Raw genomic sequence first — 11,930 nt, 5'->3', positions numbered from 1 at the left:
ATTATAATTTTTGTGATTTTCATAATAAAGGAAAGCTGATTACTTTTGTTTCATTACGAAAAACAGAAAAGATGAATATAAATTTAACTGCCCTTATCAAGAGTACTGAAGGAAATGCTGAGGCGATGAAAGCCCTGTTATTGGAATTGCTGACTGAATCCAGAAAAGAGAAAGCCTGTATCCAATACGATCTTCATCAGGATCAGGAAAACAGAAACATTTTTATATTTCATGAGATCTGGGAAAGTCAGGAAGGATTAGACCTCCATAATGCACAGGCCCATATTGCCAGATTTGTAGCAGATTCTGCTGCCATCATTGACGGTCCGGCAAGCTTACATAAAACAGAAAAAGTGGCCTAATCATCAAGTGTACTGCAAATCATTTTACTCCCCAATTCGTTCAGACCAGGACCGGCAGGCTTAAGACAAATGTTCTTTTGCTCTGAAGCCTTAGTCCTTAGGATATGCCTATCTACTGAGGTTATAATTATGAGGGCATTGCCAGATAGACTATTGGAGGTTGATAGGGCCTAATATAGCTTATAGCCCAATCAGCCTCTTTAATAAACCCATTAGGTGATTGAATTTTCCTTAAAAAAATATAGCCTCTTTTACTGATCACTATAAAGTTTTTTATTATCTTCATACAGTTCATCTCGAACGATAGTTAACTGAAAACTAAACCATTAACGACGCTCATATGGCAATAGCTGTAAACGGCCCACATGGCCACTTCAAAGGAAAAGTAGGCAATCTGGTGTATTATATGCTCAATGGGCAACCAGTAGTCCGCTTAATTGGCCATAAAGGCAAGCCCAGTTTACTTCAACTGGCCAATTACCAAAAAATGTCTGTCACCATGAAATTGCTGAGCAATATGACCGGCTTTATCAAATTGGGATTCGGCTTACAGGCCAAAGGGACAGTGCATAATGCACACAACCTGGCCACCTCTTACCTGAAAAAACACGCTTTAAAGGGTGAATATCCCAATATCAGTGTAGATTATACGAAAGTTAAACTGAGCGAAGGCAGCATGCCTGCAACTCGGGATTTAAAAATTGTTAAAGTAGCAGGCGGCTTGGAAATCAGCTGGGATCCAACGCATAGCTATGAATTACAACACAACGATAGCGTGATGGTGATGCTCTGTTTTCCGGAAACCGGAAGAGACCGCGAGTACCTGAATATTGCCAGAAGATCTGAAGGAAAATGTTTCCTTCCATTGTTAGAAGAACAGCTCAGTCAACAGATAGAGCCTTATATAGCTTTCATCTCTGCAGATGGAGAAAGTGTATCTAATAGTGTTTATCTGGGTAATTTAAACGGGGAAGTTAAAACTGAGAAAGAAAAAACTGACGAAAAAAAATACCAGCAGGTAAAAGAGCGCTTTGATCAGGTGGCAACCAGTTATAGAAGTCAGATTAAGGACGAATATGGGATGAAACCACGCACAAAAGCCTTTAGAGTGCTGGAAAAAGAATATTTGGCGCTCAAAGAGAAGCTGGAACACCTGCCCGGGAAGCCAGGCTAAACTGGCTACTATTATTGTGTACATAATATCGTAGCTGATTTCGGCACAAAAAATTATAAAAAAATGCAAACAGATTAAAATGGTCAGCTATAATTTAGCTAAGGGAATTCCTATGCCATTCCCCTTTAGTTTTCCAGCTATTTAATTTCGAGCTTTCTTTACACTTAGGGAGATCTTATATGGTCAAATCTTTTAAGCAGTACAAAAATCAAGTTAAACCACAAGACAGATCTGCCTGAAAATCAGCACAACACAACAATATTTAAATTATTACAATAAATTTCAAACATTTATAGCCTTAAGTGGTTGTTCAAGAAACAAAAGTATTTCCTTCATTCTGCTACCTCTTTATGAAAAAACTACTCCGTACGCTTGCAATTGCTATTCCTGGCGATTTTAAAGGATTTTTTTTCTTGAAGGATACTCTATGTACTTCAATTCTCCTTTAAATCACATCTATGAATACAACCTTTACAAAAGTTAAAGTTTCTCTTGGGTTGCTGTTTGCTGGCTGTTCGCTCATCACGATACAGGCACAGGCACAACTGATCAAATATGAGAGCAAGGACTCGCTAAATGGCAAGCCCAGGATCAGTTCAGCCCTTATTGGCAGGTTAAAACTTAATGGCATTTACGACATCAGTGGAAATCTCCATGGCAACAGTTCTTTTCTTATCCATGAAAACGATGTTTTCGGAAAGAATAAGCCTGCATTCTGGGTAGATATGCGCCAAAGTCAGCTGCGTTTCACCACCACCACTCAATTGAAAAACGGAAAAGAAATCCGGTCAATGCTGGAAGGCGATTTTGAGGGCGGGCCCAACCGTACATCTTTATTCAGGTTACGACATGCCTGGATCAAATACAATAATTTTACTTTAGGACAGAACTGGTCGACTTTCGGTGACCCTGATTTGTGGCCAGCGAGTTTACTGGATTGGGACGGCCCTACCGGAATGGTATTGAGCAGAAGAATCCAACTGAACTATAGGAATAAATTCAACCCTAAGGGCTATGCAGGGTATGAACTTGCGGTGGAACAAATGGAGCCACGCCGGTTATTTGATTATACCGCCAATGAAACACTTGGAGTGGATTACGCGCCTAGAAGAATGCCTGATTTTATTGGTGCCTTGAGGTATGATTACGACAATGGTGGTTTTATGAAAGTTGCCGGAATTTATAGAAATATCGGTTATGATTCAAAAAACGTAGCTGCTGGTGCCGAAGATTTTAAATTTAAATCGGCTAATGGCTGGGGGCTGACCGGTATGGCCAGTATCTTTTTCAACAAAAAATCGGGTCTGGTGAATAACCTTCAGGCACAATTCAATGTGGGTAAAGGCATTACAGATTATTTCCTGGCTGTTGGTGGCTCTGGATTAGACGGATTTGCCAATGAGAACAAATTAGGAGAATTGGACCTATTGAATGTTCATTCTGGTTTCATCTCCTACCAACGTTTCTGGAGCCCAAAATTTCATACCATGGTAATTGCTTCCTACAACCATTTTTCAGGTGCAGAAGCAACTGCAAGTCCCTGGAATGAGATGACCAATTACCACTTCACGCTCAACCTTTCTTACAATCTTCTGGACAACCTAATGGTAGGTTTTGAGCCTCAGATCGGTTATAAAGAACTTCATTTAGACGAGGGCATCAAGAAAGGAAAAGATGCAGTACGCATCAATTTTGGCATGTTATATAATTTTTAAAAGCACAAATATTCAATAAAGTATAAATCTACAATTATGAAAAAACTACTGTCCCTTTTAGTAATGGTCCTGTTGCTACAGGTAGCTTATGGCCAAAAACCAAGAATCATCATATTGGCTACCGGAGGAACCATTGCCGGAGAGGGCGCTTCTGCTGACCGTGCCGGATATACGGCTGGTAAAATTCCTGTTTCTGCACTTATTGGTTCAATTCCAACCGTGAGTCAGATCGCTGAAGTTAGTGGCGAACAAATTTCTTCCGTAGGCAGTCAGGATATGAGTCTGGAAATATGGAAAAAATTAGCGCTTAGAATCAATGAGATTTTTAGCAAAAAAGAAGCGGATGGTATTGTGATTACCCATGGTACAGATACTCAAGAAGAAACGGCATATTTCCTGGATTTAGTGATTTCTTCGGAGAATCCGATCGTACTAACTGGTGCCATGCGGGCTTCTACAGCGATTAGTGCTGATGGGCCAAAAAATCTTTATGATGCCATTACCGTTGCTGCCAGTCCTAAAAGCAGAAATCGTGGAGTTCTCGTTTCCTTCAATGAATCTATCTTCAGTTCCAGAGATGTGACCAAACTGAGTACCACAAAGGTAAATGCTTTTGGCTCACCAAATAGTGGTCCTGTTGGACAAGTATTCGACGGAAAAGTAGAATTTTATAAGTCATCAGACCGTAGAACACCTCATATCGCCCCTTTCAGCATCGATAAAAACACGGTTTTTCCAAAGGTTGAAATCGCTTATATGTATACAGACGCCTCTCCTATGTACTTAGACCTTATGATTAAGGACAAAGTAGCAGGTATCGTGATTGCGGGTGTTGGAAATGGAAACTTTTCTAAATCATTTACTGCAGCGGTCAAAAAAGCAGTTGCTGAAGGCATCGCCGTTTGTCGCGGGAGCAGATGTGTTTCCGGTCGAGTGGTAGAAGATGGTGAAGTAAATGACGAAGAATTAGGCACCATTGTTTCAGACGATCTAAATCCTCAAAAGGCAAGAATTCTGCTAATGTTGGGCTTAACAAAAACCCATAAAACCGCAGAACTACAAAAATACTTTTTAAAGTACTAATTACGATTTAACATAAAAAAACATACTATTTAACTTTATACTATTATGGCAACTTTTCGAATTGAACACGACTTTTTAGGTGAAAAAGAAATCAGTAATGACCACTATTATGGCGTTCAAACGATGCGCGCAAAAGAAAATTTCGATATTACCGGAATTCCAATTGGTAGTGAACCGCTTTTGATACAAGCATTTGGTCACGTAAAAAAAGCCGCAGCATTGGCGAACAGAGATCTGGGAATTCTAGATGCTAAAAAAGCAGAGGCCATAGTTTATGCCTGCGACAGGCTAATTGCAGGTGAATTTACGGATCAGTTTATCAGCGATTTAATTCAGGGTGGTGCAGGAACTTCTACCAATATGAATGCAAATGAAGTAATTGCCAACCTTGGTCTGGAATATATGGGCTTTAAAAAAGGTGATTATACTCATTTACATCCGAATAACCATGTAAACCTTTCTCAGAGCACGAATGATGCTTACCCAACCGCATTCAGAATCGCGGTTTATCTTAAGATCAAATCTTTCGCACTGGCGCTGGAGGAATTACAGGAAGCTTTCTTTATCAAAGGAAAAGAATTTAAAGATATCCTGAAAATGGGCCGTACACAGCTTCAGGATGCAGTACCGATGACCTTAGGCCAGGAATTTAATGCATTTGCCACTACTTTGGGTGAAGATGTATTGCGTCTAAAAGAATCTTCCCTATTGATTACCGAAGTAAATATGGGCGCAACTGCAATCGGCACGGGTGTAAATGCCCCAGAAGGATATTCTGCTTTATGTGTGAAATACCTGGCGGAAATCAGCAAAGTTCCCGTAGTGCTTGCCGCAGATTTAATTGAAGCTACCTATGATACAGGTGCATTGGTTCAATTGAGTGGTACCTTAAAGCGTAATGCGATTAAACTAAGTAAAATCTGTAATGACTTAAGGTTGTTGAGTAGCGGACCAAGATGTGGTTTAAATGAGATCAATCTTCCACCAATGCAACCAGGATCTTCGATCATGCCAGGAAAGGTAAATCCGGTGATTCCTGAGTTGATGAACCAAACTTGTTTCTATGTAATTGGTGCAGATTTAACCGTAACCATGGCAGCTGAAGCAGGTCAGTTACAACTCAATGTGATGGAGCCAGTTATTGGAATGGCGCTATTCACTTCATTGCAATACCTGACAAAAGCTTGTCTGACTCTAAAAAATAAATGTGTGTTAGGCATTACTGCGAATGAAGAACACTGTAAAAATATGGTAATGCAGAGTATTGGTATCGTCACTCAATTGAATCCAATATTAGGTTATGAAGAATCTGCTTCTATCGCTAAAGAGGCTTTGAAAACAGGCAAATCTATTTACGAGATTGTGGTAACCGAAAGAAAACTGATTACCCAGGCAAAATGGGATGAGGTATATTCTATTGAAAACCTAATCAATCCTAAATTCATCTCACAATGATATTCGTCCAGCTCGGCATATTACTAGCCATGATCCTGATAGGATCACAAATGAAAGGTATTGGGCTCGGGGTGATGGGAATGGTAGGCTTAATGATTTTTGTGTTGGTGTTTAAAATGACACCCGCAGAGCCTCCCGTTGCGGTATTGTTGATTATTCTCGCTATTGTAACCACGGCTGCCACTTTACAGGCGGCCGGTGGTTTAGATTATCTGGTCAGTATTGCCGAACAGATCATTAGGAAAAACCCTAGTCAGATTACATTTATAGCTCCCTTTACTACTTATTTCCTTTGTCTGTTTGCGGGAACTGCACATATCGTTTACTCTCTTTTACCGATCATTTCGGAAGTAGCAGCAAAGCAAAGAATCAGACCTGAAAGGCCTTTATCGGTTTCTGTAATTGCCTCTCACCTGGCCATTACCGGAAGTCCAATGAGTGCAGCTACGGCTTCGCTTGTGGCAATTCTTGCTTATTCTTCGGCATCGATAGACATTATGAAAATCTGTATTCCTGCCTCGATTGTAGGGATATTCGTCAGCATTCTGGTGGTACGTAAAAAGGGTGTGGAACTGGATAAGGACCCGATCTTTATCGAAAAAATGAAAGACCCGGAATTTGCACGCTCTATGGATCCGACGGATACCAGTGGTGGGGAAAATCATTACAAAGCTACTCCTGGTGCTAAAATTGCCGTTGGAATTTTTGGGTTAGCCATTCTGCTGATCATTCTCTTTGGAGCTTTCCCTAGCATGGTACCACATGTGGGTGGTGGAAAAAGTTTCAGCGTGAATGCGGATGGAACAATTAGTCTGACCAGTTTGATCATAATGATTACTTTAACGGCTTCTGCACTGATCATGCTGATTACTAAAACTTCGGCAACAAAGGTGGCCAAAATGAGTTTATTTACCTCCATGGCAACTGCAGTTGTTTCTGTATTGGGTGTAGTATGGATGAGTGCAACTTTTATGGCGGCAAACGAAGCGATCATTGAGCATACTTTTAAAGATATTGTTTCTGTTTATCCCTGGACTTTTGCTTTCGCATTGTTCATTATGGGCGCATTGACATTTAGTCAGGCGGCGACGACCAGAACGATTATGCCAATGGGTGTTGCCTTAGGAATTGTGAACCCGCATTTAATTGCAATGTTCCCTGCCGTTAGTGGTGATTTCCTACTTCCAGGTTACCCTACCCTGGTTGCAGCGATAGATTTTGACCGAACGGGGAGTACGAAGATTGGGAAGTATGTGCTGAACCACAGTTTCATGGTTCCAGGTCTTGTGGCCTTATCCGTAGCGATTATTGTCGGTTTTGCTCTGACTGGAATCTTTTTCTAGAAGTAAAATTCACCTGATTATTTTAAATACAAAAATGCCCCCGACAAACCGGGGGCATTTCTTTTTACTATATGTGAGTACCTGCTGCTTCAATTGCTTCGCGCATTGCTTTTGCAGCTGCTGCCGGATCTTCTGCAGCATAGATTGCAGCTCCTGCAACTACTACGGTTGCTCCTGCTTTCACTACTGCTGCAACATTATCCAGGTTAACTCCACCAGCTACAGAAACCGGCACCCCTACTCTTGCTGTTTCGTCGATCAATACCTGGATAGAATATCCTGGCGTCCATTGCTCATCTAAACCAGCGTGTAATTCAACGAAATCCACACCTAATTTGGTCACTTCCTGCGCACGTCTCACACGATCAGGGTAACCAATAGTATCTACGACTACACCTTTACCATGCGCTTTTGCGGCTTTAACAGCACCAATAATTGTGGCGTCACCAACAGCTCCCATTACAGTTACTAAATCGGCACCAGCCTTAAAGGCGATGTCTGCTTCTAATTCACCAGCATCTGCTGTTTTCATATCTGCAAAAACCAGTTTATCCGGATGTGCAGTTTTCATTGCAGTGATCACTGCTGCACCCATGTTTTTAATCAATGGAGTACCCAATTCAATAATATCTACATAAGGGGCAACTTTTGCTGCCAATGCCAATGCTTCTTCTGTTGTTAATAAATCGATTGCTACTTGTAATTTTGCCATAATGATTTTATATAATAAATGATTTAACTCTTAATTGTCTCTATTTTCTTAATTGTCTTTAATTCTCTATTGAGGAGCCCTTAACTCTGTTTTTAGCTTAGGTTTTTGTTCCTATTTATTCAAGGTTTGCATGTCGTTTCCAGAGTTCGGCATTTGGTGTGTCTTCCATCTTCCATAAGGACTGGAATATGGCATCCGTTAACAACAGGAGAAATTGTTCAAAAAGGCTTCCTGCATATTGTCTGGATCGACTGCCTTCATGGTCTTCTTTTTCTGCAGCAGGAATCAGGATCAACTGATCTGCGATACTGGATAGCGACGATTGTGTTTGCGTAGAAAGTGCCACTACAGTTGCGCCTACTGACCTGGCTTTTTCGGCAGCTCTTACAATCGAGCTGGTGGTACCGGAGCCGGAAGCTGCAAGGAGTAAATCACCTTCCTGAATAGCAGGTGTTGTAGTTTCTCCTACAAAATGGGCATTTAGTCCAAGGTGCATGAAGCGCATCGCGGCAGAGCGCATGGCAAAACCGGAACGACCTGCAGCAATCAAAAAAACACGATTGGCAGCTTTAATGGTCATTACCAAAGTAGCGACTTCCTTAAAATCCATTTGTTTTAACAACCAGGTATTTTCCATGATTATCATTTCAAGGTTGCTCCGAACCTCTTTTTCCAATTGTTTATCTGCGATTATTGTGGCCTCCATTGTAATTGTTTTTAATCCGGGTCAAAGGTAGGCTGGCATTTCTGGCTCCCTGTTACACTATCAGCCATTTATATGGGACAATCAGGAAACTGATTGCTTTAAAAGTCATACTTAAGCCACAAAAAATAAGGTATTTCCGAATAGTCCACCATAATTTCCAAATTCTCCCATACGCTTAACAGAGAGTCCTTATCTTTAGATCATGAGGAATGATGCATTACCGGCGGGTCTGGAAAAGTCACTGATTTATATTCGTAATCTGGGCAATTGTCCGCCTAGTTATCTAAATGATCCAGGGAGAAAAGACTTTTTTGAAATTGTGTGGTTAAAGAATGAAGATGCTTTACACGCCTTAAAGGATACTGACCTGGATGCGAAAGGGGATTGGATCTACCTGATTCCTCCCTATCGTGTGCATCAACTGAATAAAGCCGGTAAGAATGGGGAGTTGATTTCTTTTAAGCGGGATATGTTGGAAGAGGAAGACAAAGAGTTTCTTTTGGATCTCTTTAAAATCTTCAATGTGCAAGGTGAATTCTCTTGTCTAAGGCTAACAGAAGCCGCTGCTACAGAGCTATCCGGTATTTTTAATTTACTAGAAAAGGAATATGCAAACCATAGTATGACCATGGTGAAGGCATTGCTTAAAGTATTTCTATTGAAATTGATCCAGGTAAAAGAGCACGAATTTACAACGCAGGATATCCATCAAAAACGTGTTTATGAGTTTTTGATGTTATTGGAAAGTAATTACCAGCAAGTGCGAAATACTGATTTTTATGCTGGTAAGCTGGGCATTAGTTCTAAGCGATTGAATCAGATTCTGAAAGAAAAACTGGACAAAACAGGGATGCAACTGATCCATGACCGCATTATTCTGGAGGCAAAACGGAGCATCATTCATAGCGAGATTACCATCAAAGAAATCGCTTATGAACTGGGATTTTCTGATCGCCCCTATTTTAGCCGCTTTTTTAAGAAGCAGACTGGACAGACACCGGAAGAATTCCAAAAACAGGCAAAAGAGCACATTAAAGTTAAATTCAATACTTTAGTTTAACCTCTTATTTGAAGCACATGCAGCCTATTCTTACTGATCATTTCCTGCAAACCGCACTACTCCTCTTACTGGTTGTGGTGGTCATTTGCGTAAAAAAAAGAAAACTTACTTTCTCAGCAGCGGTAACTGCAGCGATATTGGGTTTTCTGGTTGCCGCAGTTTCCGGATTAAAAGGCATATCCATGTTGGCAGCATTTTTTGGCTTAAGCCTAATTGCTACTTCGCATAAAAAGTCTTTAAAACAGCTGATCCATCCAGATTCGGGAGAAAAGACGGGTCGCGATGCATGGCAGGTACTTGCGAATGGAGGTGTAGCTGGATTTATGGCCCTATTGTGCTTTCTGGATACTGAAAACTCCCCCTTGTACCTGTTAATGATGGCTGCCAGTTTGGCTTCTGCCCTTGCCGATACTTTATCTTCAGAATTAGGAATGGTTTACGGCAAGCGTTTTTATAACATCGTTACTTTCCAAAAGGATGCGAATGGTTTAGATGGCGTGGTTAGTATTGAGGGAACCATTATTGGTGCGATTGGTGCGGGGATCATCGCTTTAATTTATGCCGGATTCGGGCAAATGGCGCTGGTTGTTCTTTTAGCAGGTGTTCTGGGTAACCTTACCGACTCTCTGCTGGGTGGATTATTGGAAAGAAAACACCTGATTGGGAACAATATGGTCAATTTTTTAAATACCGGATTTGCGGCGCTAATAGGTTTGGCCTTTTATTTCATGTTTAACATTTAATAAGGATCATTTTTCATAAGTCCATAGCCCTATCCACCATTCTCAAAAATCTATCTCCTAAATCACCTCATTTTCCAGGTAACCAAACTTACCGGCAGCAACATCAGCAAAAGCCTGATCAATTTCTTCCTGGGTATTCATTACAAACGGCCCTTTATGTACGGCAGGCTCATTTAGTGGTTTTCCATTCAGGATCAAAAATTTAGAAGCTTGCTCTGCAAAGATTTCTACCACTTCTCCTTCATTTTCAAACAAGACAAACTGTTCTTTACCGGCTTCCGCATCATTTAATTTAATCTGGCCTTCGAGCACAAGAATCCCCATATTATATTCAGCCGGACAATCTATTTTCATTCCTCCCCCTTTTTCCAAAGACACATCTAATAGATTCATCGGACTATAGGTTCTTACCGGACTTTCCACATCCTGATAACTTCCAGCGATTACCCTTACCTCTCCTTCTTCCAGTGTTACCTTTTTAATCTCCTCTTTGAGTAGGGTCTGATAACTCGGATCCACATATTTGTAGGCTTTTGGCAAAATGGTCCAAACCTGAATCATTTGCAAGTTTCCTCCTTTACGGGAAAACTCTTCTTCGAAATACTCCTTATGCAGAATTCCTTTTCCGGAAGTCATCCATTGTACATCACCCGGACCTACAATCCCAGTATGACCCGCACTATCTGCATGGGCAACAGCCCCCTGATAAACCAGGGTAACTGGTTCTATTCCACGATGCGGGTGTACATTTACCCCACGCTTTTTATCACTGGGCTCATAATACGTTTCGGGCTGGTAATCGATCATGTAAAAGGGACTCATTTTATCCCCCAGGTTATTTCCATTTGGAAAAATATTGATCACTTTAAATCCATCTCCAACTGCGTGTTTATAAGTGCTGTTATAGACACCTGCAATGTTCTTTTTCATAAAAATTGTATTTAACCTTTCAATTTGTTTGTCCACCACTGCAATTCCTTTAACATTCCATTCGCCATGCGAACATGTCCTTCATCTCCTATGAACTGTTCTTCTTCGTTTATATATTTCGTGAAATATGAAATGTGAACGGCTTCTAGCAATGGAACCATTTTCATAGAGGTGACCACTTGCTTGAGCATCTGAACTGCCCTTGTTCCACCGGCCATTCCCCCATAACTGACAAAGCCGACAGGTTTAAAAGTCCATTCCTGATAAAGAAAATCGAGCGCATTTTTTAGGGTGGCAGGGAATCCGAAGTTATATTCGGGAGTTACGAAAACAAAGGCATCAGCAGCTTCGATTTTCCTACTCCATGCTTTGGTATGTTCGTGTTGATATTTCCGAAGTCTGGGAGGTTCTGGTTCATCCATGAAGGGCAGGTTCAGCTCTTTAAGATCAATCAATTCTACTTCAAATTCTGATTGTTCATGGAGCATGTCCATAAACCACTTTGCAATGGCGGGTCCTTTTCTTCCTGGCCTGGTGCTGGCCACAATTACTTTAAGCTGATACATATTTTTTCATTTAAGGGCTAATTATTGGCTATCTGGATTACAACAAATTTATCAGGTAAATAGTTAGGAAAAATTACCATA

At 40.9% G+C, this 11,930-nt stretch carries 12 protein-coding genes; 8 read left to right on the top strand and 4 right to left on the bottom strand.

Annotated elements, in window-relative coordinates; genetic code table 11:
• The first annotated feature begins 71 nt into the window (after positions 1-71).
• From R2Q94_RS10125 to R2Q94_RS10100, 6 genes are all read left to right on the top strand, one after another.
• The gene (locus R2Q94_RS10125; protein ID WP_316821334.1) at positions 72-362 is read left to right on the top strand and encodes a putative quinol monooxygenase; all 291 of its coding nucleotides are present in this window, start codon (positions 72-74) and stop codon (positions 360-362) included.
• Between the two features lie 340 nt (positions 363-702).
• Complete coding sequence (locus tag R2Q94_RS10120; protein ID WP_316821333.1) at positions 703-1,536, top strand: DUF6266 family protein; 834 nt, start codon at positions 703-705, stop codon at positions 1,534-1,536.
• Between the two features lie 458 nt (positions 1,537-1,994).
• A complete protein-coding gene (locus R2Q94_RS10115; RefSeq protein WP_316821332.1) occupies positions 1,995-3,251 on the top strand; it encodes a hypothetical protein in 1,257 nt (418 codons plus the stop codon).
• Between the two features lie 36 nt (positions 3,252-3,287).
• Positions 3,288-4,334 (top strand): type II asparaginase, encoded by a 1,047-nt coding sequence (locus R2Q94_RS10110; protein ID WP_316821331.1) that lies wholly within the window; start codon positions 3,288-3,290, stop codon positions 4,332-4,334.
• A gap of 42 nt (positions 4,335-4,376) precedes the next feature.
• The gene (gene aspA / locus R2Q94_RS10105) at positions 4,377-5,789 is read left to right on the top strand and encodes an aspartate ammonia-lyase (protein WP_410478539.1); all 1,413 of its coding nucleotides are present in this window, start codon (positions 4,377-4,379) and stop codon (positions 5,787-5,789) included.
• On the top strand, positions 5,786-7,132 hold the full coding sequence (locus R2Q94_RS10100; protein WP_316821329.1) for an anaerobic C4-dicarboxylate transporter: 1,347 nt from the start codon (positions 5,786-5,788) through the stop codon (positions 7,130-7,132). The genes aspA and R2Q94_RS10100 overlap by 4 nt, the downstream gene beginning before the upstream one ends.
• A gap of 67 nt (positions 7,133-7,199) precedes the next feature.
• Here the strand turns inward: R2Q94_RS10100 and hxlA are convergent, their stop codons facing one another.
• Both hxlA and hxlB read right to left on the bottom strand, forming a co-directional pair.
• Positions 7,200-7,844, bottom strand: a complete 645-nt coding sequence (gene hxlA, locus R2Q94_RS10095; protein ID WP_316821328.1) for a 3-hexulose-6-phosphate synthase — start codon at positions 7,842-7,844, stop codon at positions 7,200-7,202.
• Positions 7,845-7,959: 115 nt separating this feature from the next.
• A complete protein-coding gene (hxlB, locus tag R2Q94_RS10090) occupies positions 7,960-8,550 on the bottom strand; it encodes a 6-phospho-3-hexuloisomerase (protein ID WP_316821327.1) in 591 nt (196 codons plus the stop codon).
• Between the two features lie 202 nt (positions 8,551-8,752).
• Here hxlB and R2Q94_RS10085 point away from each other — a divergent pair, with 202 nt between their 5' ends.
• Together R2Q94_RS10085 and R2Q94_RS10080 are read left to right on the top strand one after the other, a co-directional pair.
• A complete protein-coding gene (locus R2Q94_RS10085; protein ID WP_316821326.1) occupies positions 8,753-9,610 on the top strand; it encodes a helix-turn-helix domain-containing protein in 858 nt (285 codons plus the stop codon).
• Between the two features lie 17 nt (positions 9,611-9,627).
• Positions 9,628-10,353 carry a DUF92 domain-containing protein gene (locus tag R2Q94_RS10080; protein WP_316821325.1) on the top strand — a complete coding sequence of 242 codons (726 nt, stop codon included), beginning with the start codon at positions 9,628-9,630 and terminating at the stop codon, positions 10,351-10,353.
• Between the two features lie 57 nt (positions 10,354-10,410).
• Here the strand turns inward: R2Q94_RS10080 and R2Q94_RS10075 are convergent, their stop codons facing one another.
• Positions 10,411-11,283: a pirin family protein gene (locus R2Q94_RS10075; protein WP_316821324.1), complete on the bottom strand. Its 873-nt coding sequence runs from the start codon at positions 11,281-11,283 to the stop codon at positions 10,411-10,413.
• An 11-nt stretch (positions 11,284-11,294) separates the two neighbouring features.
• On the bottom strand, positions 11,295-11,849 hold the full coding sequence (locus R2Q94_RS10070) for an NAD(P)H-dependent oxidoreductase (RefSeq protein ID WP_316821323.1): 555 nt from the start codon (positions 11,847-11,849) through the stop codon (positions 11,295-11,297).
• Between the last annotated feature and the right edge of the window lie 81 nt (positions 11,850-11,930).

The organism is Pedobacter gandavensis, from assembly GCF_032678465.1.
Lineage (GTDB): Bacteria > Bacteroidota > Bacteroidia > Sphingobacteriales > Sphingobacteriaceae > Pedobacter > Pedobacter gandavensis_B.
This window is presented reverse-complemented; position numbering and strand designations above follow the sequence as displayed.